Origin of the sequence: Pseudomonas sp. (assembly GCF_030698175.1) — a bacterium.
GTDB lineage: Bacteria > Pseudomonadota > Gammaproteobacteria > Pseudomonadales > Pseudomonadaceae > Aquipseudomonas.
This window is the reverse complement of record NZ_JAUYNT010000005.1, coordinates 26187-49451: the sequence shown is the minus strand read 5'-3', so window position 1 is coordinate 49451 and position 23265 is coordinate 26187. Positions and strand designations below refer to the sequence as shown.

Below are 23265 nucleotides of genomic sequence, written 5' to 3'. Positions count from 1 at the left end.
AGACACTGCCATGCCCGATGACCAATCACTCACCGACCCTTTACTGGCCCTGCGCAGCCTGACCTCGGCGCGCATTGCCCTGGGCCGCACCGGCATCAGCCTGCCGACCAGCGCCCAGCTGGATTTCCAATACGCCCACGCCCAGGCCCGCGACGCCGTGCATCTGGCCTTCGATCACGCAGGTTTACGCGCCCAGTTAGCCGAGCAAGGCCGCGCCAGTTTGCTGCTGCACAGCGCCGCGGCTGATCGCCACAGCTACCTGCAGCGGCCAGACCTGGGCCGCCGTTTGCACGGCGACTCGGCCCAGCAACTGCGCGACTACGCCCAAGCCAATCCCGGCGGCGTCGATCTGGCCATAGTCATCGCCGACGGCCTTTCGGCACTGGCCGTGCACCGCCACAGCTTGCCGTTATTGGCCCGACTGGAAGAGCAGGCGCTGAATGAGGGCTGGTCGCTGGCGCCGGTAGTGCTGGTCGAGCAAGGTCGGGTGGCAGTGGCCGATGAAGTCGGCGAGCTGCTGGGGGCGAAAATGACGGTGATCCTCATCGGTGAGCGTCCGGGGCTGAGTTCTCCCGACAGCCTCGGCCTGTACTTCACTTACAGGCCCAAGGTTGGTCTCACCGATGCCTATCGCAACTGCATCTCCAACGTGCGCCTAGAGGGCCTTAGCTACGCCATGGCCGCACACCGGCTACTCTACCTAATGCGTGAAGCCTGCCGGCGACAGCTGTCGGGTGTCGAACTCAAGGATGAAGCCCAACTGCAAACCCTCGACGGTGACGATGCGCCAACTACACCGAGCAACTTTCTGCTGGCGGCAGCGCAAGACCACTAGACCCGCCGGGCTGGCAAAGGCCAGAGGTTAAGCTGCGCCAAACCAAGCAAAAGGTCGGCGATAAAGTTAAACGCTTGTTTGGATTGCACTTTCTATCTGGATTAGGCAGCATCCGGCGCACGTCATGGCATAGCGCCTGCACACAATTACAACTACCACTGAATTCGAGGTCCACCATGCGCATAGTCCAAGCCACCCTGGAGCATCTGGACCTACTGACTCCGCTATTTGTTAAATACCGTGAGTTCTACAACGCCATGCCCTACCCCGAGACCTCGCGCAGCTTTCTGGAAAAGCGCCTGGCCCGTAAAGAATCGGTGATTTACCTGGCGCTGGCCGACAAAGACGACACCCCGCTGGGCTTTTGCCAGCTCTACCCAAGCTTCTCGTCGCTGACCCTCAAGCGCGTGTGGATCCTCAACGACATCTATGTCTGCGAAGACGCCCGCCGCCAACTGGTCGCGGATGGCTTGATGCAGCAAGCGAAAAAAATGGCCCGCGAAACCAATGCCATTCGCCTGCGCGTCTCCACCAGCATTCATAACGACGTGGCGCAGAAGGTTTACGAGTCGATTGGTTTTCGCCAAGACAGCCAATTCAAAAACTACACCCTCGAACTCAACGACGAATAACCCCCCTCCACTGGCCGGCCCCGCGCCGGCCAGCAGCTCGCCGACTTAACCGCGCCCGCTCCCCGAGAAGCCTTGTTTATGTGGTCATTCAAGGCCTGGCGCCAGCGCCGCACACTGCGCAACAACCCCGTCAGCGCCGCCACCTGGGCCAAGGTCCGCCAACAATTACCGATTCTTGACGGCCTCAGCGCCAGCGACGAGCAGCGTCTGCGTGAGCGTGCCGTATTGTTTTTGCACGCCAAGCGCCTCACCACCCTGCCCGGCATCAGCATGAACGATGAAGGTCGTCTGCATCTGGCGGCACTGGCCGAGCTGCCGTTGCTGCACTTGGCCGATCTGGACTGGTACCAGGGCTTTCACGAGATAGTCCTGTACCCCGACGACTTTCGCAGCCCCCAGCAGCATCGCGATGCCAGCGGCGTGGTGCACGAATGGGCCGGCGAGCACAGCGGCGAAGCCTGGCTGCAAGGCCCGGTAATCCTGGCCTGGCCCGGCGTACTGCAGAGCGGTCAGTGGGATGGCTACAACCTGGTGATCCATGAGTTGGCGCACAAACTCGACATGCTCAACGGCTCGGCCAATGGTTTGCCGCCGCTGCACGCCGACATGCGCCAGGCCGAATGGGCGCAGGTGATGCAAGCGGCCTACGAGCAGCTGAATGCCCAGCTCGATCAGCATCCCCACGCCGAACCGCCGATTGATGCCTACGCCGGCGAAAATCCGGCCGAGTTCTTTGCCGTGTGCAGCGAGTATTTCTTCAGCGCCCCCGATTTACTCAGCGCCGCCTACCCGCAGGTGTATGCGCAACTGCGCCTGTTTTACCGCCAAGACCCACTGGCGCGCCAACAACAAGTCGCCACAGAGCAGCCTTTACACAACACAAGACCAAAGGCGTAGGCCGCCGGCGTAGCAACGGCGCAGGAATATGCCTATAATCCGGCCACTTTTTTGGCCCATCCCTGGGAGTCACCTATGAGCTACAGCAAGGTTCCAGCAGGTAAAGACCTGCCAAACGACATTTACGTAGTTGTCGAAATCCCGGCCAATCACGCGCCGATCAAGTATGAAATCGACAAAGACACCGACTGCCTGTTCGTCGACCGTTTCATGGCCACGCCGATGTTCTACCCGGCCAACTACGGCTACATCCCCAACACCCTGGCCGACGACGGCGACGCCCTCGACGTGCTGGTGGTAACGCCTTACCCAGTAGCCCCAGGCTCGGTAGTACGCGCCCGCCCAATCGGCGTGCTGCACATGACCGACGAAGCCGGTGGCGACGCCAAGCTGATCGCCGTACCCCACGACAAGCTGAGCCAGCTGTATGTGGACATCAAGGAATACACCGACCTGCCAGCCCTGCTGCTGGAGCAAATCAAGCACTTCTTCGAGAACTACAAAGATCTCGAGAAAGGCAAATGGGTCAAAGTTGAAGGCTGGGGCAATGCCGATGCAGCCCGCAGCGAGATTTTAAAGGCGGTTGCGGCTTACCAAAAATAAGCCAAACCCACCCCCTAAAAACCGGCCACAAGCCGGTTTTTTTATTGCCCGGAAAAAACGTCGCTCAAGCAGCAACTGGTGATCGCGCATGACGCGATAGACCCCCTTTAGATTGACCGACGCCACACCAACGACGCAGCAAGCCCCAGACGCGACGGTAGCCATAGCTCGGCAACTCACTGACTTCACTTCGACCAGACCTGCATTAGCCCCCGTCAGTTTGGCCGCCCTGACCTTTGTGGCAGAAGCCTTTGGCGCCGGTCGCCCGCGGGCGTCTTATTGCAGATAAGAATACCCGCGATGATTAGGGCGCCACCTATGAACATCGCAAGTGTCAGTTGCTCATCGAGCAACACCGCGCCTAGCAGGACGGCGGTTAGTGGATTAAGGGCAATAAAGACCCCGGCTCGCGTGGCACCAATCTTCTGGATACCCTCGTAGTACCAGATGTATGCCAATGCCGACCCTATCGCGCCCAAGTATAGAAGGCTAAAAAAGTCGCCTGCTGATAGATCACGCACTGTCGCTAAATTGAGTTGTCCTGTGGCGGCTGCTGTCGCCGTCAGTAGCCCTGCGCCGGCCCAGATAGAGTAGGTTACCGTATGTAAGGGGCCTATCTCCTTGACGATGTTCTTGCAGAACACACTATAAGTCACCCAACTCAGTACGCATCCGAAGATTAACGCATCACCATGCCAGTTACTCTTCTCCGCAAGAAATGTGTGCGGCGACTTGCTGAATATCACCGCCGCCGCGCCAAGCAAGCAGAGGATGACACCGGACGCCTTCATGCCAGAAAGCCTTTCCCGGTAGAACAAATAGGAAAAAATGGCCATAACCGCAGGGTTGAGTGCGACGATCAGTGACGCTCGGGATGCGGTGGTGTAGTGGAGTCCATAAAAGAAAAAGAGGTTGTAGGTATATATGCCGCAGAACCCAAGGCCAATTATTTTAAATAGTTGGGATCGATTGACCTTAATGAACATCTTTCTGGACAGGATCAGGAAGAGAGTGAGAGTGATGCCTGCAAGTATGAATCTTAGGCTCGCCGATAGCATGGGGGGAGACTCGGAGGAGATATAGCGACCCGCCACAAAAGTGCCGCCCCAGATGATCGCCACTAGGGATAGTTTGAGATAAGTCAGGCTGTCGGACGCAGGAGGTATTGAGGTCGATTGGATGGTCATGTTGGATGCCTGTCGTCAGAGTATGGAGGCGGTCTTGAGGGCAGCATATTCCAAGGTGAGGTCTAGAATCTCGCGCCGCACTCGACACAGGCAAGCCGCAGGGCGTGTTGGCGGTCCGCCGATTTGCCCGCACAGCGCCGCTCTGCTAGTGTCGCGCCCGTTCCAGCCAGCCGAGAGAGCCACCATGGCCCGCAAAAAAGCCACTGCCGATTTCGAACACTCCTTAGCCGACCTGCAAGTTCTGGTTGAGCGCCTGGAGAACGGCGAGTTATCGCTGGAAGACTCCCTAAGCTCTTTCGAGCAGGGCATTCGCCTGACCCGCGAATGCCAAGCCGCCCTGGCCCAGGCCGAGCAAAAGGTGCAACTGCTGCTGGAGCGCGATGGCGAACTGGAGCAAGTCCCCTTCGACCCAGAGCCATCGGTATGATTGCCGCCTACCAGGCGCAGTGCCAAGCCCGCGCCGATGCCGCACTGACGGACCTGCTGGTGGCGCCATATGCGGAGCTGGAGCGGCTGTATCAGGCCATGCGTTACAGCGTGGTCAACGGCGGCAAGCGCATTCGCCCGCTGCTGGTGTATGCCGCCTGCGAAGCTTTGGGTGGCCACGCGGCGCAAGCCGATGGCGCCGCCTGCGCGGTGGAGTTGATCCACGCCTACTCGCTGGTGCATGACGATTTGCCGGCCATGGACGACGACGATTTACGCCGCGGCCAACCCACCACCCACAAAGCCTTTGATGAAGCCTGCGCGATTCTGGCCGGCGATGGCCTGCAAACCCTAGCCTTCGAAGTGCTCGCCGACGGCCAGCGCAACCCCCAGGATGCCGACACCCGCTTGCGCATGCTGAGTTGTTTGAGCCGCGCAGCCGGGCCGGCCGGCATGGTCGGCGGCCAGGCGATTGATCTGGATTCGGTCGGCCACAAGCTCGATCAAACCGCGCTGGAGTTAATGCACAGACACAAAACCGGCGCGTTGATCGAAGCCAGTGTTAGCCTCGGCGCCCTGGCCAGCGGCAAAGCCGACAGCGCAACGCTGGCGGCTTTGGCCACCTATGCCCAGGCGATTGGTTTGGCTTTTCAGGTGCAGGACGACATTCTCGATGTGGAGAGCGACACCGCCACCCTGGGCAAACGCCAGGGTGCCGACATCGCCCGCGACAAACCCACCTATCCAGCACTGCTCGGCCTGGACGCCGCCAAAGCCTATGCCCTTGAGCTGCGCGACCAGGCACTGGCGGCCCTGCAAGGTTTCAACGCCAGTGCCGAACCACTGCGCGCCTTGGCGCGCTTTATCGTCGAACGGCGCAGCTAGCCGCGCAGCAAACTCCCGGCACGGCGCGCCGTTAGCATGTGCGCACGAATAAACAGCCACGGCATCAGCAGGCCGACAAACAAGCCCATCACCAACCCGCGCAGGCCTTGCCATAGCAACGGCTCCAGGCCCAGCAGCGGCTCGAGTTTTTTCAAACTGATCTGCACGGCGATAAAGGCCAGCGAACCGATCAGCGCCACCACGCCCCGCTGCCATAGCAATACGGGCGGGGTAAAGGGCTGCCGGGCATTGCCCAGCAATACGCCAATCAGCATGCCGCCAAGCAAGGGGATGTAGCTGGGCGGCGTGCCGGGCCAGGTGAAGAAACTCAGCAGCGCGACGGCCACAATCAAGACCAAATGCCCGGGCAGATTGGCCGCCGACCAGCAGCGCCAATCCTTCACCTGGGCAAACAGAATCAATGTTGCGCCGCCGATCAGGCCGCCACCCAACACATCCTCCAGATCATGGGCGGCCAGGTACAGCCGACTGAACATAATCGCCAGCACGATAAAAACGCACAACAGCCAGGCCCAGGTGCGCCGCAACTCATAGGCTAGCCACAACCAGAGCACCACCGCGACCTGCGAGTGGCCCGACGGCAAGCCGTAACTGGCACCCACCAAGTCATCCAAGCGCATCTCCAGCGGCGGCCGCGGATCTTGCCAAAGGTCTTTCAGATAGGCATTCAGCAAAGCGCTAATCGTCACCAACACAAACAGGCGCAAGAACAACGGCCGATTCCAAGCCCAGTAACCCAACGGCAGAAAGAACAAGATGAACTTCTCGTAACCGAGCAGGCTAAAGCCGTGCATCAGCAGGGTCAGCCAGTCGCTGCGCAGCGGCAGCACCCAGTCGAGGTTGTGCAACAGGTGCTGCAAAAGATCGGGCATGCAAAAGCCTTAGGCGGTGAAACCGCTCTTGTTGAAAATCAGCAGCCTTATTAATTCATTCGAGCCGACTGTTGCAAGCACAGGCGCTCAATTCACTCCGGCGAATAAAACTCCAGCTCTGACACCTGGCGCCAATCCATTGTTTGGGCTGGCTGGCATGCTTCGGGTAAACTGCCGCATCTTTTGCCCCGCTACCCCACGAACGCGATACTCCAGATGCCGACGACTTTTCACCAGATCCCCCGTGAGCGCCCCGTAACGCCGCTGCTTGACCGCGCGAGCACGCCGGACGGCCTGCGCCGCCTGGCCGAGGCGGAGCTGGAGGGCTTGGCGGATGAGCTGCGTCAGTATCTGCTGTACACGGTCGGGCAAACCGGCGGGCACTTTGGTGCGGGGCTGGGTGTGATCGAGCTGACCATCGCCCTGCACTATGTGTTCGACACCCCCGATGATCGCCTGGTCTGGGACGTTGGCCATCAGGCCTATCCGCACAAGATCCTCACCGGCCGGCGCGAGCAGATGGGCAGCTTGCGCCAGAAGGACGGCATCGCCGCCTTCCCGCGGCGCAGCGAGAGCGAGTACGACACCTTTGGCGTCGGCCACTCCAGCACCAGCATCAGCGCCGCCTTAGGCATGGCCATAGCCGCACGCATCCAGGGCAGCAAACGCAAGGCCGTGGCGGTGATCGGTGACGGCGCGCTGACCGCCGGCATGGCCTTCGAGGCGCTCAACCACGCCTCCGATGTCGGCGCCAATATGCTGGTGGTGCTCAACGACAACGACATGTCGATCTCCAACAACGTCGGCGGGCTGTCCAATTACCTGGCCAAAATCCTCTCCAGCCGCACCTACGCGAGCATGCGCGAGGGCAGCAAGAAGATCCTCTCGCGCCTGCCCGGCGCCTGGGAAATTGCCCGTAAAACCGAAGAGCACGCCAAAGGCATGCTGGTCCCCGGCACCCTGTTTGAAGAGTTGGGCTGGAACTACATAGGCCCGATCGACGGCCACGACCTGCCGACCCTGCTGGCCACCCTGCGCAATATGCGCGACCTGGACGGCCCGCAATTTCTGCATATCAGCACCAAGAAAGGCAAAGGCTTCGGCCCCGCCGAGCTGGACCCAATTGGCTACCACGCCATCACCAAGCTGGAGCCGATCAACGCCGCGCCAGCCACGCCTAAGCCAGTCAGCGGGCCGAAGTATTGCAGCGTGTTTGGCCAATGGTTGTGCGACATGGCCGAGCAAGACCCGCGCCTGGTCGGCATTACCCCGGCGATGAAAGAAGGCTCGGACCTGGTCGCTTTCAGCCAGCGCTTCCCCGAGCGTTACTTTGACGTAGCGATTGCCGAGCAGCACGCGGTAACCCTGGCCGCCGGCATGGCCTGCGACGGCGTCAAACCGGTGGTGGCGATTTATTCGACCTTCCTGCAGCGCGCTTACGATCAGCTGATTCACGATGTGGCGGTGCAAAACCTCGATGTATTGTTCGCCATCGACCGCGCTGGCTTAGTCGGCGAAGACGGCCCGACCCACGCCGGCAGCTTCGATTTGTCGTACCTGCGCTGCATCCCCGGCATGCTGATCATGACCCCCAGTGATGAAAACGAACTGCGCCAGATGCTCACCACCGGCTACCTGTTCCCTGGCCCGGCGGCGGTGCGCTACCCGCGCGGCAGCGGCCCCAACGCAACTATCGAGCAAGCGCTGACGCCACTGGAAATAGGCAAGGGCGTGGTTCGCCGCCAAGGCAGCAAAATCGCTTTATTGGTGTTTGGCGTACAACTGGCCGAGGCCTTGAAGGTTGGCGAAAATCTCAACGCCACAGTGGTCGACATGCGCTTCGTCAAACCCCTCGATCAAGCCCTGCTGCGCCAGTTGGCCGCCGAGCATGAGTTGCTGGTGACCATCGAAGAAAACAGCATCATGGGCGGCGCAGGTTCGGCGGTCAGCGAGTTTCTGGCCGCCGAGAACCTGCTCAAAGCCGTGCTGCATCTCGGCCTGCCCGACGCCTATGTCGAGCACGCAAAGCCGGCGCAAATGCTCGCCGAATGCGGCCTGGATGCCGCCGGTATCGAAGCCGCTATTCGGGCACGCCTCGCCCAACTGTAAAATTCTGCCGGCGGGGCCACCCGCTGGCTGCGACCAACCCAAGCCGCAACCCCCAGAGCACAGCAACGTGAACCGGTTGCACATCGGCTTGCAGGGCTTTCACTTGTCTTTGTCGACCTCGCAGCCTATGGTGCGCGTCGTTTTTATCGACCAAGGTGAGCGACGCGCGGATCAGGCCGTGTGAAAACGTAGCGAGCGAAGGTTAAGCAAGGCAAAAACAGGCGAGGACGCGGAGTTTACGAGTTGTAAATGAGCAGTCCGAGCCTGTTTTTAACGCCGCATAACCGAGCGCAGTAGTTTTCACACGACCTGTAAGCGTCAGCTTTAAACGGGAAGAAGGTGCGCCACTTGGCCAAGCCTGCGCTGCCCCCGCAACGGTAACCGACCGCAACTCAAACGTTGGTGCAATCTGCACCAGCCGATGCATTGCAACGCCTGCTTAAGACACCACTGGGTTCGCCTGGGAAGGTAAGCATGGGTATGTCGGCAGCCCGGAGACCGGCCTTAGTGGATGCGACTGGTGTTGCGGAGGGCAATCACCGTCAAGCGTAGGCGGCTGTCCGGTGCTTTTAGAATCCGTAAGCCACAACCCTGCGCTTGTCCCTGCCCTCCTCAAAAGGTTCTGCCCACTTTTGAGGATTATTTATGAAGCTTTATTCCACGAGCCGGGCCCTGGCAATTGCCCTGCTGCCGCTTACCACTGCAGCCGAAACAGCCGACCAACCACAAGACGCCATCAGCCTGCCACCGCTGGTGATTACCCGCGCCACGCCCCTGCAGCAGCCAGCCCCCGCCAGCGTGCAGGTGATTAGCCGCGAGGAAATTGACAAGAGCGCGGCCAGCAACCTCATCGACGTGCTGCGCGGCCAAGCCGGCTTACAGGTTCGCGACACCCTTGGCGATGGCAATCGCGCCTCCATCAGCTTGCGCGGCTTCGGCGAAAACTCAGTCAACAATACCTTGGTCATGGTCGATGGTCGGCGCTTGAATAACCCGACGCTCAGCGGCCCCGACCTTAACAGCGTGCCATTGGCCAATATCGAGCGCATCGAAATTTTGCGCGGCGCCGGCACCGTGCTGTATGGCGACCAAGCGGTTGGCGGGGTGATCAATATCATTACCCGCACCCCACAAGACAATCAGGCTTATGTTGAAACCAGCCAGGGCAGTCACGATCTGGAAGCCTACCGCGGGCATGCCTTTCAACAGCTTGGCGCCGGCTTTTCAGCTTTTTTCAGCGGCGAAACACGCAACGCCGACAACTACCGGGACCACAACAACGCCAGCTACAGCAACGGCTTCGGCCGCCTGCGCTATGAACATGACAGCGGCTGGGCGCTCTACGAATACCAAAGCGTGGATGATGAATTGCGCCTACCCGGTGCACTGACCATCAGTCAGCGTCGGGCAGACCGCAAAGCCAGCACGTCCAACGAATGGAGCGACAACAAGACTCAGGTGCAACGCTTCGCCGTGCAGCAAAATCTCAACGGAAACTGGGTCGGCGACTTCGACTACAGCTTGCGTGACACCGACGGCGTCGGTTTTATTTCCGGCAGCCCGCTGCGCGATGGCACCCGGGTCGAAAGCCTCAGCCCGCGAGTTACCGCGCACTGGGAGAATGCCCTTGGGCGTAGCGAATGGCTGCTCGGCCACGACCATATCAGCAGCGACTACCAAGCCAGCTATGCCAGCTTTGCCTCTCTCAACAGCGATGCGCTACAAACCCAGCGCGACTGGTACAGCCAGTTCAGCCAGCCGTTAGGGCAAGGCCTGAGTCTTAGCCTGGGTTACCGCAGCAGCGAAGCCGAAGATCGCAACAAGCTCAACAGTCAGCAGCATACCGACCGCGAAGGCAGTAGCAGCATCGGCCTGAGCTGGCAGGCCAACCGCCAGACCCAGCTATTTATCAAGCGCGAAGATGTACTGCGCTGGGCCAACGTCAACGAGAATGCCTACGTTGAGCCGGGCATCAACTTTCTCAAAGCGCAAACCGGCGTGTCCTGGGAAAGCGGCCTGGAGTGGAGTGATGGTAGCCAGCGCTATCAGGCCAGCCTGTACCGGCTCGATCTGGTTGATGAGCTGATGTACGACCCGTTCGCCAATGGCGGCTGGGGCGCCAATATCAACCTGGACAAAACTCGCCGCGAGGGGCTGCTGCTCGAGGCCGAGCGCAGCTTGAGCGAGCGCCTGAGCCTGGGCGGGCAATATAGCTTTACCGACGCCAAGTACCGGGCTGGGGTTAACCAGGGCAACGAAGTGCCATGGGTCTCGCGTAACAGCGCCAGCACTCACCTGAACTATCGCCTGGCTCAAGACCTGAATGCTTATCTGGAGGCGGTGTACACCGGGCCGCGCTACCTCTCCAGCGATGATGCTCACGAACTGGCGCAGGCCGGCGGCTACACCCTGTTCAATGCCGCTTTGAATTACCAATACAGCCAGTTCAACGCCAAGCTGCGGGTCAACAACCTGACGGGCAAACGCTACGACAGCTTCGCCACCTACACGCTCTATGCGGCAGGCAACCAAGCGCTATATCCAGCCCAGGAAGAGGACGTGCAACTGAGCCTTGGCTACCGTTTCTAAACCGACCGGTGAATCAGTGCGCCGACTGCAGTAACTCACACAACCGCTCGGTGGCATTCAGCATCTGCAGGCTGGGGCGCTCCAGGCCGCGGTCGGGAATGCTCCACACCTGCCCACGCTTGACCGCCTGCAGTTGCGGCCAGGCTTGCCAGGCCGCCAGCAGCTGCGGTTCGCTGGTCAGAATCACCTCGGGGTCGCGCGCCAGCACGGTTTCGAGGTTGATCTGCGGCGCGGCCAAGGTTAAATCACTAAGCAGATTTTCCGCACCGCAAACGCGCAAGGCGTCGCTGATAATTTGCTGACCGCCGATGCTGTACAGCGGACTGTCCCAAACCTGATAAAACACCCGCAGCGGTGGCTGGCGCTGATAACGCTGGCGCAAGTGCGCCAGCTGCTGGCGAAACTCCTGAGCCAGTTGCAGCCCGCGCTCGGCACGACCAACCCGCAGAGCCAGCGCCTCCACTTGGGTGGCTAGCTCATCGAGGCTATGGGGCTGGACTTCATACAGTTCCAGGCCGAGTTGACGCAGTTGCTGGCGTTGGGCGGCGCCGATGCTGTCCGGCCAAAGCAGCACCAGTTGCGGTTTGAGGCTCAGCAGGGTTTCGATTTCCAGCTGACCGTATTCGCCCACCGAGGGCAAATCGGCCAAAGCTGCCGGCCGCTCGCGAGTACCCAGCACGCCGACCAGTTGCGGGCCTGCGCCTAACTCCAACATCAGCTCATTCAGCGCCGGGGACAAACTCACCACCCGCTCCAGTGCGCCGGCCGGCATGGCCAGCAGCAGTAAACACAAGCCGAGCAGGCGCTTCATCAGCCGAGCTGACGCGGAATACGATAGAGGTAGAGCAAGACCAAACTGGCCACTGCCAGCAGTAGCAGCGGGACGGCCTCAAGCCCGGTCAACACCGCCAGGGCGGCGATCCAGGCGGGCAAGCCGGCGGCGATAAAAGCCCGCCGACGAGTCTGCGCCAGCGCCTGCCAGGCGGCCGCTTCAGTGTCGCTATTGAGGGCTTGTTCGGTGGCGATTAGCGCGTGCTTGTAGCGCTTAAACTGGCCCAGGCTGACAAACAGTGAGCTGCAGCCGGCAATAAACAGCGGCAGTGCCAGCACCGAGGGTGCGGTACGTAAGTCCGCGAAAAGTTGATTAAGGATAATCAGCGGCGCTAACGTCAGCAGCACCTGCCACCACCACGCCAGCGCCAGACGCCGGCGGGTTGTGGCGCGGTTCACAGCTCGTCCTCAACCTCGGCTTGGTGCAGGCTGCCGAGCAAATGCCCGAGTTTGTTGGCTTTAGTGGCCAGGTATTTTTTGTTGTGCAGATTCTGCCCGGTTTGCAGCGGCACTCGTGAAGCCACCCGCAAGCCAAAACCTTCGAGGGCTTTGACCTTGCGCGGGTTATTGGTCATCAGCTTGATGGCGCTGACGCCTAGGTGCGCCAGCATCGGTTGGCAGATCGAGTAGTCGCGCTGGTCGGCGCCAAAACCCAGCTGCTCGTTGGCTTCCACGGTATCGGCGCCGCCATCTTGCAGCTCATAGGCGCGGATTTTATTCAGCAAGCCGATGCCGCGACCTTCTTGGCGCAAGTACAGCAAGACGCCACGACCTTCGGCGGCAATCGCGCGCAACGCGGCTTCCAGCTGCGAGCCGCAATCACAGCGCTGGCTGAATAGCGCATCGCCCGTCAGGCACTCGGAGTGCAAGCGACCGAGCACCGGCGCGCCATCGTTAATTTCACCCAGCGTCAAGGCGAGGTGTTCCTTGCCGGTGTCCTCATCGAGAAAACCATGCATGGTAAACACCGCGAACGGCGTGGGCAGTTGGGAGGCGGCGACAAAGACGACAGACACCGAATGCTCCTAGGTAAGTAGAGGGCTGAATCAGCAGGGCCCGCATTGTATCAGCAGGGCTTGCCGGCGCGGCGGCTGAATCATCCTGGATAAGCCTGGACGTAGCGCTTAGCAGGCCGTTGAAAAATGTAGCGAGCGACGGCGAGTGCGACGCCCGCTCCTGCGGGCTAGCTGCATTTCCCACATCCATGCGGGTCACAAGGCGAAATCAGCCGCAACGTAGCGAAGCGCAGTAACAGCCGTAGGCTGGCCCGCAGGGCGAGCGTAGCGAGTTAAAAGCACAGTTTACTGGTCGTAAATGAGCATTTTGAGGCTGATTTCAACGCCGCATAGCCTAGCGCAGTAGTTTTTCAACGGCCTGCTAGAACTTCGACTCCAGCACCAGCACACCTTGATCCTCATGCCAGCGCACTCGATTCAAGAAGCTCATGCCCAGCAGCGCATCGCTGGTCCCCTCCCCCTCAAGCACAAAGGCCTCCACCCCCAACACCTCTAGCGGGCCGACCTTGACTTGCGGCAACTTGATCCGCCACGCCCTGGCGGTGCCCTTGGCGAGATTGACGATCATCGGTTCGCCCTGCACGCGAAAGTCGACACCCAAACGCCGTGCCTGGGTTTCGTTTAAGGCAATGCTGGTGGCGCCGGTATCGACCAAAAACGCGACTGAATGTCCGCCAACCGAGCCGACCACCCGATAGTGCCCATCGGCGCCACGGGCAATGCTGGTCTGCGCTTTAACTGGAGCACTTGCGCCACTGCTACCGGCATCGCGACTCAGGCTGTAGGCCCGCTCCACGCCATTAACCCGCAGCACCGCGCCACGGCTGTCGGCGCTCACCACCTGCACGCCACCGGGCCCGGTTTGGCCGACTTTAACCAGTTTGCGCTGACCGTCGACATTGACCACCGCCGCACCGGGAAACAAACCCACCACCTGCACCTGCTCGGCAGCCTGCGACGACATAGCAAGCAGCAACAGGCCAACAGTGGCCAGCAGTTCACGGACGCGCATGGGGCATCTCCTGAGCAGAGTCATAGGGGTAGTGTTGCTGGTAACGGGCAAAAAACATTGAGCACCGCAGCGCCGGGAAACACCCCTACCATTTGCACTGCACCTGCTCGGCAGCCTGCGACGACATGGCAAGCAGCAACAGGCCAACAGTGGCCAGCAGTTCACGGACGCGCATGGGGCATCTCCTGAGCAGAGTCATAAGGGTAGTGTTGCTGGTAACGGGCAAAGATCGGTCGCAAAGTGCCGGCACGCAACAGTTGCGGCATGCGCTGCTCGTACAACGCCTGCATCGCCCGGCCATGCACGGTGTGGGCAAAGCCCAGATAAACCGGCAGGTATTGCAGAGGAGTCACTTTGAATTCTTGCGGATGCTCGGTGGCCGCCAAGAGGATTTTGACCTCATCATCGTCATCGATATAAAAGTCTGCACGGCCTTGCTTAAGCATCTGCGGGATGCCATCGCGGCGCTGCACTTCTTGGTAGTTTGTCAGGTTAGGGATTTGACTCTGATAAGCATAACCGCGCACCCAGATCAGCCGGTACTTTGCCAGGCTTTGCAGGGTTGGCGCAGGCGCACGCGCCAAACCAAGAGCCACCACTGCGTCATCGGCATAGGGCCAGCGCGGATAAGCAATGCCTTCGGCTTCATTGAGATACAAGCCTAACACCGCATCGACCTTGCCGCGCTGCGCCAATCCCAGCGCGCGGGTATAGGGCACGCTGGTGATTTTCAGCTTAACCCCAACCGGCTCAAACACCGCACGCAACAGATCCCATGCCAGGCCGCTGCCATCGGCATTGCTGTGGTTTTCCCAGGCTTCGCTGGCCACCCGAAACTCCGCTGACGGCGTTGTTTCGCGCGCCTGGGCCGCGCTTAACATCAGGCTGTTAGCCAGCAAGCAGCCCAACAATATCCCTATCCAGCCACCGCGCATGCTGCCTCCGTTTAGCTTAAAACCAGGATCACCGCTTGCAGCGCCAGCCAGGCGAACACCCCGGCCAACACATCATCGAGCATGATGCCCAGTCCACCATGAACATGCTGATCGATCCAGCGAATCGGCCAAGGTTTGACGATATCAAACAACCGAAACAGTGCAAAACCTAACAGCAGCCACTGCCAGCCGGGCGGCGCCAGCCAGAGGGTGATCCAGATCCCGACCATTTCATCCCAAACGATGCCAGCATGGTCATGCACGCCCAGATCGCGCGCCACCTTGCCGCACAACCAGAAGCCAAACAGCGTGGTCAGCCCCAGCATCAGCCCATAGCCCCAGTCGGGTAGCAGTTGCCACAGGGGGATAAAGGCCAAACCCACCAAGGTGCCCCAGGTACCAGGGGCTTTCGGCAAGGTGCCGGAGCCAAAACCAAAGGCCAAAAAATGCCATGGGTTACGCCATACCGATGGCGGCGCTTTTATCGAGTCAGTCACCTGCGCTCCCAAAATGTTGATAGCCGCGCGCCGGCGGCTTGATAGCGATGCCCTGGGCATCCAGCAGCTGCACGCCGGCGCCGGCGAGCGCCTGGCCGATCACCACAATGGGCCAGCCGGCCGCCTGCAAGGCCGGCAAATGCGCGGCGGGCAGGGTGAAGGCCAGCACATAGTCATCGCCGCCAGCCAAGGCGCACTGCTGCGCCGCCGGTTTATCCAGCAACGCCAACAACGCCGGCGACAAGGGCAGACGCTCAAGTTCGATCCGCAGCGCGACCTTGGAGGCCGTGGCGATATGCCCGCAATCGGCCAACAGGCCATCGGAAATATCCAGCGCCGCCGTGGCCTTGCCGCGCAGCGCTTGACCGAGGGCCAGTTGCGGCTGCGGCGACCAGAAACGCGCCAACAATGGCGCCGCCAACTCATCGGCTACTTGGCGCTGACCGAGCACCAGCGGCAAGGCGCCGGCGCCATCGCCCAGCGCACCACCGACACAGAGCAGATCGCCAACCTGGGCGCCGCTGCGGCATAACGCCTGGCCAGCCGGCAGTCGGCCGAACACCGTAACCGTCAGGCTCAAGGGCCCACGGGTAGTGTCGCCGCCGATCAAGGCCAAGTTGCAGCTCTGCGCCATTTGATTCAAGCCTTGAGCAAAGCCTTGCAGCCACTCGGGCGTGGCGGCCGGCAAGGTCAGGGCCAGGGTAAATGCCAAGGGGGTTGCACCCATCGCCGCCAAGTCGCTGGCGGCCACTGCCAGGCCGCGCTGGCCGAGCAGATAAGGATCGCAGGAGTCGGGGAAATGCACCCCGGCTACCAGGGTGTCGGTGGAGATCGCCAGCTGCTCGCCAGCCGGAAAATCCAGCAGCGCGCAATCGTCGCCGATGCCCAGTGCCACGCCCGCAGCCGCCTGCGCACAGGGCGCGGCCGCAAAGTATTGGCGGATTAACGCGAACTCATTCATGGCAGAGCGCTCGATGGCGGGCGTCTTGCGCGCGTGGGAAGTGGGAAGTAGGGAGCGGGAAGTGGAGTTGAACGCCCCACTCCCTACTTCCCACTTCCAACTAACGCTTATTGGCGCGAATTTCTTCGCCACGTAAACGCGGCGCCAGCTTGTCGAGGATGCCGTTGACGAACTTGTGGCCATCGGTGGCGCCAAAAATCTTCGCCAGCTCGATGCCCTCGTTGATCACCACGCGGTACGGCACGTCCGGGCGGTTGCGCAACTCGTAAGTCGACAAGCGCAAGATCGCCAGCTCGACCGGGTCCAGCTCTGCCAACGGCCGATCCAGGAAGGGTTCAAAGCTGCTGTCGATCTCGCTCTTCTGCTTGGGCACGCCGTGCAGAATCTCGCGAAAGTAAGCGCCGTCGACGCCGACAAAATCATTGTCGACGCGAAACTGCGCCTCGATTTCGTTTACCGCCTGGCCGGCCATATGCCACTGATACAGGGCCTGCATGGCCAAGCTGCGGGCCTGGCGACGGGCTGCAGTTTTGCCCTTGGGTGCAGGAGCTGCCGGAGTCTGCTCGGGACTGTCGTCCTTATTCAGGCTCACTTGGCGTCCAACTGTGCCAGCAGGCTAACCATCTCAAGTGCCGACAGCGCCGCTTCGCCACCCTTGTTGCCAGCCTTGGTGCCGGAACGCTCGATGGCTTGCTCGATCGAGTCGACCGTCAGCACGCCAAAGGCAACCGGTACGCCGAACTCCATGGACACCTGGGCCAGGCCCTTGGTGCACTCGCCTGCAACGTATTCAAAATGTGGGGTGCCACCACGAATCACCGCGCCAAGGGCGATGATGGCGGCGTATTCGCCACGCTGGGCGACTTTTTGCGCCACCAAGGGAATCTCAAACGCGCCCGGAGCACGGATGATGGTGATCTGGCTTTCGCTCACGCCGTGGCGTACCAAGGTGTCAATCGCACCACTTACCAGGCTTTCCACCACGAAGCTGTTGAAACGGCCAACTACCAGGGCAAAGCGGCCTTGGGGGGCGATGAAATTACCTTCGATGGTCTTCAGGGTCATGGGCATTCTCATATCTATATAAAGAGCGGGCGCGCGAGGTGCACGCCTAATGAATTATTAAAGCCCAATTAGGGCCTGCGCAGCTGTGGGCCCACTATTCGGCGGGCAGGTATTCTACTACCTCCAGATCAAAACCGGATATCGCATTGAACTTCATGGGTGCACTGAGCAGGCGCATTTTGCGCACACCCAGATCCCGCAGAATCTGCGAACCGGCGCCGACCGTGCTGTAGGTGGTCGGCGTAGTGACGCTGGCTTCACTGCCCAACTGACGCTCCAGGTGCATCAGCAACTCCTGACCGCTGAGCGGATTGCCCAACAGCAAGACCACGCCACTGCCAGCCTCGGCCACCTTGGCCATGGCCGCACGCAGGCTCCAACGGCCCGGCTGGTTGACCATAAACAGGTCGCGCAGCGGCTCCATGTTATGTACCCGCACCAGGGTCGGCTCCTCGGCGCAGATTTTCCCGAGGGTCAGGGCCATGTGCACATCGCCTTCCACCGAGTCGCGGTAGGTGACCAGATTGAACGAGCCCAGCTCGCTTTCCAGCGGCTGCTCGGCGATGCGCTGCACGGTGCGCTCGTGGATCAGCCGGTAGTGGATCAGGTCGGCGATGGTGCCGATCTTGATGCCGTGCAGCTTGGCGAACTCTTCCAACTCGGGGCGACGGGCCATGGTGCCGTCGTCGTTCATGATTTCGCAGATCACCCCGGACGGCTCAAAACCACCCATGCGCGCCAGGTCGCAGGCCGCTTCGGTGTGACCGGCACGGGCCAGCACGCCGCCCGGCTGGGCCATCAGCGGGAAGATATGCCCAGGGCTGACGATGTCGTCGGCCTTGGCATTGCGCGCCGCGGCGGCTTGTACTGTGCAGGCGCGATCGGCGGCGGAAATGCCGGTGGTAACGCCAACAGCCGCTTCGATGGAGACGGTGAACTTAGTGCCGAAGCCCGAGCCATTGCGCGGTGCCATCAGCGGCAAGTTGAGCAGTTCGCAACGCTCGCGACTCATCGGCATGCAGATCAGGCCACGGGCAAAGCGCGCCATAAAGTTGATGTGTTCAGGCAGCACGCGCTCGGAGGCCATGATCAAATCGCCTTCGTTCTCGCGGTCTTCGTCATCCATAAGGATGACCATCTTGCCCTGACGAATATCTTCAACCAGCTCTTCGATGCTATTGAGCGCCATGGGGCGGCTCCTTTAATTAGGTGTGCAGTAAATCGTCGTTAACACGCCGATTCAGGATTTTAGGTAACCATGGGCGGCTAAGAAGCCTTCGGTAATGCCGGATGCTTGCGGCTCTGCGGCCTTATCGCCAAGCAGCAAACGTTCGAGATAACGCGCCACCAAGTCGACCTCAAGGTTCACCGAGCGGCCCGGCCGATAGTCGGCCATGATGGTCTCGCCGAGGGTGTGCGGCACAATCGTCAGCTCAAATTCGGCGCCATTCACGGCATTGACCGTGAGGCTGGTGCCATCGACGGTGATCGAGCCTTTTAGCGCAATGTACTTGGCCAGCTCACGGGGGGCGCGGATTTTAAACTGCACGGCGCGGGCGTTTTCATCCCGCGCCAGCACTTCACCAACGCCATCCACGTGGCCGCTGACCAAGTGACCACCGAGGCGACTGCTGGGCGTCAGGGCTTTTTCCAGATTGACCTGGCTGCCGGTTTTCAAGTCGATAAAGGCGCTGCAGGCCAAGGTTTCCCGGCTTACATCGGCCCAGAAACCGTCGCCCGGTAACTCCACTGCAGTGAGGCAGACGCCGTTAACGGCAATGCTGTCGCCCAGTTTGACGTCGCCCAGATCCAGCTTGCCGGTCTTTACATAAACCCGCACATCCCCGCCCTTGGGGCTGAGGGCGTGCACGGTGCCGATGGCTTCGATAATGCCGGTGAACATGCTGTCTCCGATTAACTCAGTACGATTTTAGGATCTGCGCCAAATACAGCGCGCAATTATACGTGCTGCGCAGGCGCGGGTACGGCAATGATCCGCCAGTCGTCGCCCACCGCGCGCATTTCAACAATCTTCAAAGCCGGCGCATCGGCCATTTTCGCCAGTGGCCAGTCGAGCAAGGGCCGGCCGCTGCAGCCGAGAAACTTGGCCGCCATAAACAGCTGAAATTCATCGACCAAACCCTGGCGGGCAAAGGCTCCGGCCAAACGCGGACCGGCCTCCACCAGGACTTCATTGGCACCGCGACTGGCCAACTCCAGCAACAGTTTGCGCAAGTCGACATGGCCATTGGTGCCGGGCACCGCCAGCAGCTGGTGGCCGTCATCGAGAAAACGTTCCCGCGCCATCGCCGCAGCGCAGGTGGCCACCAACGCCGGGCCAACCTGATAAAACGGCGCCGACAAGGGCACCCGTAAACGCCCATCGACCAGCACCCGCAGTGGCGGGCGAGTCATGGCCAGGGCAGTCAGTTCGGCATTCAGGCCCAGCTCATCGGGCCGCACGGTCAGTCGCGCGGAGTCGGCCAACACCGTATCGGCGCCGGTCAGCACTATGCTCGAGCGCGCCCGTAAGCGTTGCACCGCAGCCCGCGCCGCCGGGCCGGTAATCCATTGGCTCTCGCCGCTGGCCATGGCCGTGCGGCCATCCAAACTCATCGCCAGCTTGACCCGCACCAGCGGCAGGCCTTGCTCCATGCGCTTGATAAAACCAGCATTCAGCAACCGCGCCTCGGCTTCCAACACGCCGCACTGCACACTGATACCGGCCGCCTGCAAACGGGCCAGGCCACTGCCGGCCACTTGCGGATTGGGGTCTTGCATGGCCACCACCACCCGCGCCACGCCCGCATTAATCAGCGCATCGGCGCACGGCGGGGTGCGGCCATGATGGCTGCACGGTTCCAGCGTCACATAGGCGGTGGCGCCGCGCGCTTTCTCGCCGGCTTGGCGCAAGGCATACACCTCGGCATGCGGCTCGCCAGCCCGCGCATGCCAGCCTTCGCCGACTATTTGCGTGCCCTGGACGATGACGCAACCGACCCGTGGATTGGGATGGGTGGAGTACAGCCCGTTGCGTGCCAATTCGAGGGCGCGGGCCATGCTGCGCTGATCGAGCGCAGCCTGTTCGCTGGCCGTCATTCTTTATTCGGCTCGCGCGACAGTCGCTCGATCTCCTCGCGGAACTCGTTCAAATCCTGAAAGCGGCGGTACACCGAGGCGAAGCGGATATAGGCCACTTCATCGAGCTTTTGCAGCTCGCCCATCACCAGTTCACCGAGTACCCGCGACTTGATCTCGCGCTCGCCGGCGGCGCGCAGCTTGTGCTTGATGTGCACTATTGCCGCTTCCAGCCGCTCGACACTCACCGGGCGTTTTTCCAGCGCTCGCTGCATACCGGCGCGCAACTTGTCTTCATCGAAAGGCTGGCGGCTGCCGTCGGACTTGATCAGTCGCGGCATCACCAATTCGGCGGTCTCAAAGGTGGTGAAACGCTCTTCGCAGGCGAGACATTCGCGCCGACGGCGTACCTGCTCACCTTCGGCAACCAGACGCGAGTCGATTACCTTGGTGTCATTAGCTCCACAGAACGGACAATGCATGCTGGCTGACGGCCGGAAAAATGAGGGCCCTCATGGTAGCGCATCCCGCCGGCAAGACAAGCCGCAGGCTTTGCGGTATATAGGCGGCCCTAGATAGTCATAGCCGCACTGGAAACCCGCCATGTCGTTGCACCCACTCATTGCCCTGGGCTTACTCGCCCTGCTTAGCGCCTGCAGCCAGACACCGCCCGCCACCACGCCTGCGCCAGCACCGGTGCCTCGCCCTGCCGTCAGCACGGCACCACTGACCCCGTTGCCGGCCGAGCTGCGCGAACTGAGCGGTCAATTGCTCGACGTGCCACTGGCCGGCGAGGCCGAAGTGGCCCTGTTGCTGGTCGATCAACGCGACCGGCCGCTGCTGTTGCTGGCCAGCACGCGCTTAAGCGGCAAGGGTGGCGCGCTGCCGTTTAGCCTGCGCTTTGCGCCCAATCAATTGGCGCCAGGCATGCGCGCAGAGCTACGGGCGCGGGTCAGTCAGGGCGGAGTGCTGACTCTGCACCTGCCGCCCCGGCAGATCGACCCAAGCGTCTCGGTCGCCCTCGGCGAACTGCGCCTGGTGCCGGCGCCGTGACCGCAGCAGCAACCAATAGCGCACCCGCAGCCCTGCAAGCGGCCTTGGGCGAACTGCTCGGCGATGCGCAGTTAATCGCCGAAACCCTGCCGGGCACCGACCTAAAACTCTGGTTGATTGACCCGCGCAATATGGAGCGCGCCTTTAACCCCGAGGAAACCCGGCGCATCTTAGAAGAACCGCCCTATTGGTGTTTTTGCTGGGCCAGCGGCCTGGTGCTGGCGCGCTGGCTGGCCGAACACCCCGAATGGGTGCGCGGCAAGCGGGTGCTGGATTTCGGTAGCGGCTCAGGGGTGGCGGCGATTGCTGCCGCCAAAGCCGGCGCCCTCGAAGTGGTGGCCTGCGACCTCGACCCGCTGGCGCTGGCGGCCTGCCGGGCGAATGCCGAACTGAACGGCGTGCAACTGAGCTATTCGGCGGATTTTTTCAGCGAGGCTGACCGCTTCGACCTGATCATCGTCGCCGACGTGCTCTACGACCGTGGCAACCTGCCGCTGCTGGATCAGTTTCTCAGTCGCGGTCAACAGGCCTTGGTGGCCGACTCACGGGTGCGTGACTTTCAGCATCCGCAATACCAACGCATCGGCCTGCTGGATGCCTGTACCTGGCCCGACTTAGCGGAACCTGCCGAGTTCCGCCTGGTCAGCCTGTACCACGCCAGCCGGGATTAATCCGGCGGCGCAGTTGTTTGCGCCAGCCATCGCCCACATTTACAGTGCCTAGCATCCTTCGCCCAGCGAGACCGACCATGAGCGCCACCCCCTATATTTTCGACGTCAGCGGCGTCGCCCAGTTTGATCAACTGGTAATCGAGAACTCCTTTCACAAGCCAGTGCTGGTGGATTTCTGGGCCGAGTGGTGTGCGCCATGCAAGGTGCTGTTGCCGCTGCTGGCGGGCATTGCCGAGTCCTATCAGGGCGAGATGCTGCTGGCCAAGGTCAATTGCGACCTGGAACCGGACATCGTCCAGCGCCTGGGCGTGAGCAGTCTGCCGACCGTGGTGCTGTTTAAAGATGGCCAGCCGGTGGATGGTTTTACCGGCGCGCAACCCGAGTCGGCGATTCGCACCATGCTCGCCCAGCATGTGGCCCTGCCACCAGAGCCGGCCGCCGATCCGCTGGTCACTGCGCAAGCACTGTTTAACGAGGCCCAGTTTGGCGCCGCCGAAGCACTGCTCAAGCAACTCTTGACGGACGACGCCACTAACGCCGCCGCGCTGATTCTGTACGGGCGCTGCCTGGCCGAACGCGGCGAACTGGGCGAAGCGGAAGTGGTGCTCAATGCGGTCTGCGGCACCGAGCACCAGCACGCTCTGGCCGCCGCCCGCGCGCAACTGACCTTCCTGCGCCAAGCCGCTGACTTGCCCGAGGTGGCCAGCCTGAAAACCCGCTTGGCACAAAATCCCGAAGACGACGAAGCGGCTTACCAACTGGCCATCCAGCAACTGGCGCGCCAGCACTACGAGCCAGCGCTGGAGGCCTTGTTGCGGCTGTTTATCCGCAATCGCAACTACGCCGAAGGGCTGCCGCACAAAACCTTGCTGCAAGTCTTCGAGCTGCTCGGCAATCAGCATCCGCTGGTGACCAATTACAGACGCAAGCTCTACCAGGCGATTTACTGAGGCAGCGCTCGGCGCTCTGTAGGGTGGGCTTCAGCCCACTGCCGACACAACATATGCACACTGGCGGGCTGAAGCCCACACAGCCACTCATCTCTCGCAAATCCCCCAGGCACTGGCCGAACCGACTTAAAGTTGTTATA

The 23265-nt window shown here is 61.3% G+C and carries 26 protein-coding genes, 1 pseudogene and 1 riboswitch; of the genes and pseudogenes, 11 read left to right on the top strand and 16 right to left on the bottom strand.

Annotated elements, in window-relative coordinates; translation table 11 throughout:
- Positions 1-10 precede the first annotated feature (10 nt).
- The 4 genes from eutC to ppa all read left to right on the top strand — a co-directional run bounded on the left by eutC (position 11) and on the right by ppa (position 2967).
- Positions 11-835 carry an ethanolamine ammonia-lyase subunit EutC gene (gene eutC, locus Q8R10_RS02180; protein WP_305650588.1) on the top strand — a complete coding sequence of 275 codons (825 nt, stop codon included), beginning with the start codon at positions 11-13 and terminating at the stop codon, positions 833-835.
- Between the two features lie 176 nt (positions 836-1011).
- On the top strand, positions 1012-1467 hold the full coding sequence (locus Q8R10_RS02175; RefSeq protein ID WP_305650586.1) for a GNAT family N-acetyltransferase: 456 nt from the start codon (positions 1012-1014) through the stop codon (positions 1465-1467).
- Between the two features lie 78 nt (positions 1468-1545).
- Positions 1546-2364: a zinc-dependent peptidase gene (locus tag Q8R10_RS02170; RefSeq protein ID WP_305650584.1), complete on the top strand. Its 819-nt coding sequence runs from the start codon at positions 1546-1548 to the stop codon at positions 2362-2364.
- A 75-nt stretch (positions 2365-2439) separates the two neighbouring features.
- Entirely contained in the window at positions 2440-2967 is a 528-nt protein-coding gene (gene ppa, locus Q8R10_RS02165) for an inorganic diphosphatase (protein ID WP_305650582.1), read from the top strand.
- Positions 2968-3024: 57 nt separating this feature from the next.
- Here the strand turns inward: ppa and Q8R10_RS02160 are convergent.
- Together Q8R10_RS02160 and Q8R10_RS02155 are read right to left on the bottom strand one after the other, a co-directional pair.
- Positions 3025-3151, bottom strand: a pseudogene (locus Q8R10_RS02160) (IS3 family transposase); the annotation flags it as partial.
- Between the two features lie 31 nt (positions 3152-3182).
- Entirely contained in the window at positions 3183-4154 is a 972-nt protein-coding gene (locus tag Q8R10_RS02155) for a DMT family transporter (RefSeq protein WP_305650580.1), read from the bottom strand.
- Positions 4155-4338: 184 nt separating this feature from the next.
- Between Q8R10_RS02155 and Q8R10_RS02150 the strand changes: the two genes are divergently transcribed.
- Entirely contained in the window at positions 4339-4581 is a 243-nt protein-coding gene (locus Q8R10_RS02150; RefSeq protein WP_305650578.1) for an exodeoxyribonuclease VII small subunit, read from the top strand.
- On the top strand, positions 4578-5465 hold the full coding sequence (ispA, locus tag Q8R10_RS02145) for a (2E,6E)-farnesyl diphosphate synthase (RefSeq protein WP_305650576.1): 888 nt from the start codon (positions 4578-4580) through the stop codon (positions 5463-5465). Before Q8R10_RS02150 ends, ispA begins: the two co-directional genes overlap by 4 nt.
- Here the strand turns inward: ispA and Q8R10_RS02140 are convergent.
- Positions 5462-6358: a phosphatase PAP2 family protein gene (locus Q8R10_RS02140; protein ID WP_305650574.1), complete on the bottom strand. Its 897-nt coding sequence runs from the start codon at positions 6356-6358 to the stop codon at positions 5462-5464. The genes ispA and Q8R10_RS02140 overlap by 4 nt on opposite strands.
- A gap of 216 nt (positions 6359-6574) precedes the next feature.
- Between Q8R10_RS02140 and dxs the strand changes: the two genes are divergently transcribed.
- Both dxs and Q8R10_RS02130 read left to right on the top strand, forming a co-directional pair.
- On the top strand, positions 6575-8467 hold the full coding sequence (dxs, locus tag Q8R10_RS02135) for a 1-deoxy-D-xylulose-5-phosphate synthase (RefSeq protein ID WP_305650573.1): 1893 nt from the start codon (positions 6575-6577) through the stop codon (positions 8465-8467).
- A gap of 292 nt (positions 8468-8759) precedes the next feature.
- A riboswitch (cobalamin riboswitch) is annotated at positions 8760-8989 on the top strand.
- A 123-nt stretch (positions 8990-9112) separates the two neighbouring features.
- The gene (locus tag Q8R10_RS02130; RefSeq protein ID WP_305650572.1) at positions 9113-11056 is read left to right on the top strand and encodes a TonB-dependent receptor; all 1944 of its coding nucleotides are present in this window, start codon (positions 9113-9115) and stop codon (positions 11054-11056) included.
- Positions 11057-11069: 13 nt separating this feature from the next.
- Here the strand turns inward: Q8R10_RS02130 and Q8R10_RS02125 are convergent, their stop codons facing one another.
- From Q8R10_RS02125 to nrdR, 13 genes are all read right to left on the bottom strand, one after another.
- Positions 11070-11867, bottom strand: a complete 798-nt coding sequence (locus Q8R10_RS02125) for a cobalamin-binding protein (RefSeq protein WP_305650571.1) — start codon at positions 11865-11867, stop codon at positions 11070-11072.
- Positions 11867-12286 (bottom strand): MFS transporter, encoded by a 420-nt coding sequence (locus tag Q8R10_RS02120; protein WP_305650569.1) that lies wholly within the window; start codon positions 12284-12286, stop codon positions 11867-11869. The genes Q8R10_RS02125 and Q8R10_RS02120 overlap by 1 nt, the downstream gene beginning before the upstream one ends.
- On the bottom strand, positions 12283-12903 hold the full coding sequence (gene ribA / locus Q8R10_RS02115; protein WP_305650567.1) for a GTP cyclohydrolase II: 621 nt from the start codon (positions 12901-12903) through the stop codon (positions 12283-12285). Before ribA ends, Q8R10_RS02120 begins: the two co-directional genes overlap by 4 nt.
- A gap of 361 nt (positions 12904-13264) precedes the next feature.
- Positions 13265-13915 (bottom strand): TIGR02281 family clan AA aspartic protease, encoded by a 651-nt coding sequence (locus Q8R10_RS02110; protein WP_305650565.1) that lies wholly within the window; start codon positions 13913-13915, stop codon positions 13265-13267.
- A 161-nt stretch (positions 13916-14076) separates the two neighbouring features.
- Complete coding sequence (locus Q8R10_RS02105) at positions 14077-14850, bottom strand: ABC transporter substrate-binding protein (RefSeq protein ID WP_305650563.1); 774 nt, start codon at positions 14848-14850, stop codon at positions 14077-14079.
- A gap of 11 nt (positions 14851-14861) precedes the next feature.
- Positions 14862-15347 (bottom strand): phosphatidylglycerophosphatase A, encoded by a 486-nt coding sequence (locus Q8R10_RS02100; protein WP_305650561.1) that lies wholly within the window; start codon positions 15345-15347, stop codon positions 14862-14864.
- Positions 15340-16308: a thiamine-phosphate kinase gene (gene thiL / locus Q8R10_RS02095; protein ID WP_305650559.1), complete on the bottom strand. Its 969-nt coding sequence runs from the start codon at positions 16306-16308 to the stop codon at positions 15340-15342. The genes Q8R10_RS02100 and thiL overlap by 8 nt, the downstream gene beginning before the upstream one ends.
- Before the next feature lie 100 nt (positions 16309-16408).
- Positions 16409-16894, bottom strand: coding sequence for a transcription antitermination factor NusB (nusB, locus tag Q8R10_RS02090; RefSeq protein ID WP_305650813.1), 486 nt, complete (start codon positions 16892-16894; stop codon positions 16409-16411).
- Positions 16895-16896: 2 nt separating this feature from the next.
- Complete coding sequence (gene ribE / locus Q8R10_RS02085; RefSeq protein ID WP_304874499.1) at positions 16897-17373, bottom strand: 6,7-dimethyl-8-ribityllumazine synthase; 477 nt, start codon at positions 17371-17373, stop codon at positions 16897-16899.
- Positions 17374-17467: 94 nt separating this feature from the next.
- Positions 17468-18562: a bifunctional 3,4-dihydroxy-2-butanone-4-phosphate synthase/GTP cyclohydrolase II gene (gene ribBA / locus Q8R10_RS02080; protein ID WP_305650556.1), complete on the bottom strand. Its 1095-nt coding sequence runs from the start codon at positions 18560-18562 to the stop codon at positions 17468-17470.
- Positions 18563-18613: 51 nt separating this feature from the next.
- Positions 18614-19276 carry a riboflavin synthase gene (locus Q8R10_RS02075; protein WP_305650554.1) on the bottom strand — a complete coding sequence of 221 codons (663 nt, stop codon included), beginning with the start codon at positions 19274-19276 and terminating at the stop codon, positions 18614-18616.
- Positions 19277-19332: 56 nt separating this feature from the next.
- Entirely contained in the window at positions 19333-20472 is a 1140-nt protein-coding gene (gene ribD, locus Q8R10_RS02070; protein WP_371133281.1) for a bifunctional diaminohydroxyphosphoribosylaminopyrimidine deaminase/5-amino-6-(5-phosphoribosylamino)uracil reductase RibD, read from the bottom strand.
- Positions 20469-20933, bottom strand: coding sequence for a transcriptional regulator NrdR (gene nrdR, locus Q8R10_RS02065; protein WP_305650552.1), 465 nt, complete (start codon positions 20931-20933; stop codon positions 20469-20471). The genes ribD and nrdR overlap by 4 nt, the downstream gene beginning before the upstream one ends.
- Positions 20934-21054: 121 nt before the next feature.
- On the opposite strand from nrdR, the gene Q8R10_RS02060 reads away from it, so the two are divergent.
- From Q8R10_RS02060 to trxA, 3 genes are all read left to right on the top strand, one after another.
- Positions 21055-21504 (top strand): YbaY family lipoprotein, encoded by a 450-nt coding sequence (locus tag Q8R10_RS02060; protein WP_305650550.1) that lies wholly within the window; start codon positions 21055-21057, stop codon positions 21502-21504.
- Positions 21501-22175, top strand: coding sequence for a methyltransferase (locus Q8R10_RS02055; protein WP_305650547.1), 675 nt, complete (start codon positions 21501-21503; stop codon positions 22173-22175). The genes Q8R10_RS02060 and Q8R10_RS02055 overlap by 4 nt, the downstream gene beginning before the upstream one ends.
- A 77-nt stretch (positions 22176-22252) precedes the next feature.
- On the top strand, positions 22253-23125 hold the full coding sequence (trxA, locus tag Q8R10_RS02050) for a thioredoxin (RefSeq protein WP_305650546.1): 873 nt from the start codon (positions 22253-22255) through the stop codon (positions 23123-23125).
- Positions 23126-23265: the final 140 nt, after the last annotated feature.

Bases quoted from the DNA above. Each gene is read 5' to 3' on its own strand.
- eutC (WP_305650588.1), top strand. From the start codon at position 11: ATGCCCGATGACCAATCACTCACCGACCCTTTACTGGCCCTGCGCAGC.
- Q8R10_RS02175 (WP_305650586.1), top strand. From the start codon at position 1,012: ATGCGCATAGTCCAAGCCACCCTGGAGCATCTGGACCTACTGACTCCG.
- Q8R10_RS02170 (WP_305650584.1), top strand. From the start codon at position 1,546: ATGTGGTCATTCAAGGCCTGGCGCCAGCGCCGCACACTGCGCAACAAC.
- ppa (WP_305650582.1), top strand. From the start codon at position 2,440: ATGAGCTACAGCAAGGTTCCAGCAGGTAAAGACCTGCCAAACGACATT.
- Q8R10_RS02155 (WP_305650580.1), bottom strand. From the start codon at position 4,154: ATGACCATCCAATCGACCTCAATACCTCCTGCGTCCGACAGCCTGACT.
- Q8R10_RS02150 (WP_305650578.1), top strand. From the start codon at position 4,339: ATGGCCCGCAAAAAAGCCACTGCCGATTTCGAACACTCCTTAGCCGAC.
- ispA (WP_305650576.1), top strand. From the start codon at position 4,578: ATGATTGCCGCCTACCAGGCGCAGTGCCAAGCCCGCGCCGATGCCGCA.
- Q8R10_RS02140 (WP_305650574.1), bottom strand. From the start codon at position 6,358: ATGCCCGATCTTTTGCAGCACCTGTTGCACAACCTCGACTGGGTGCTG.
- dxs (WP_305650573.1), top strand. From the start codon at position 6,575: ATGCCGACGACTTTTCACCAGATCCCCCGTGAGCGCCCCGTAACGCCG.
- Q8R10_RS02130 (WP_305650572.1), top strand. From the start codon at position 9,113: ATGAAGCTTTATTCCACGAGCCGGGCCCTGGCAATTGCCCTGCTGCCG.
- Q8R10_RS02125 (WP_305650571.1), bottom strand. From the start codon at position 11,867: ATGAAGCGCCTGCTCGGCTTGTGTTTACTGCTGCTGGCCATGCCGGCC.
- Q8R10_RS02110 (WP_305650565.1), bottom strand. From the start codon at position 13,915: ATGCGCGTCCGTGAACTGCTGGCCACTGTTGGCCTGTTGCTGCTTGCT.
- Q8R10_RS02105 (WP_305650563.1), bottom strand. From the start codon at position 14,850: ATGCGCGGTGGCTGGATAGGGATATTGTTGGGCTGCTTGCTGGCTAAC.
- thiL (WP_305650559.1), bottom strand. From the start codon at position 16,308: ATGAATGAGTTCGCGTTAATCCGCCAATACTTTGCGGCCGCGCCCTGT.
- ribE (WP_304874499.1), bottom strand. From the start codon at position 17,373: ATGACCCTGAAGACCATCGAAGGTAATTTCATCGCCCCCCAAGGCCGC.
- ribBA (WP_305650556.1), bottom strand. From the start codon at position 18,562: ATGGCGCTCAATAGCATCGAAGAGCTGGTTGAAGATATTCGTCAGGGC.
- Q8R10_RS02075 (WP_305650554.1), bottom strand. From the start codon at position 19,276: ATGTTCACCGGCATTATCGAAGCCATCGGCACCGTGCACGCCCTCAGC.
- ribD (WP_371133281.1), bottom strand. From the start codon at position 20,472: ATGACGGCCAGCGAACAGGCTGCGCTCGATCAGCGCAGCATGGCCCGC.
- nrdR (WP_305650552.1), bottom strand. From the start codon at position 20,933: ATGCATTGTCCGTTCTGTGGAGCTAATGACACCAAGGTAATCGACTCG.
- Q8R10_RS02060 (WP_305650550.1), top strand. From the start codon at position 21,055: ATGTCGTTGCACCCACTCATTGCCCTGGGCTTACTCGCCCTGCTTAGC.
- trxA (WP_305650546.1), top strand. From the start codon at position 22,253: ATGAGCGCCACCCCCTATATTTTCGACGTCAGCGGCGTCGCCCAGTTT.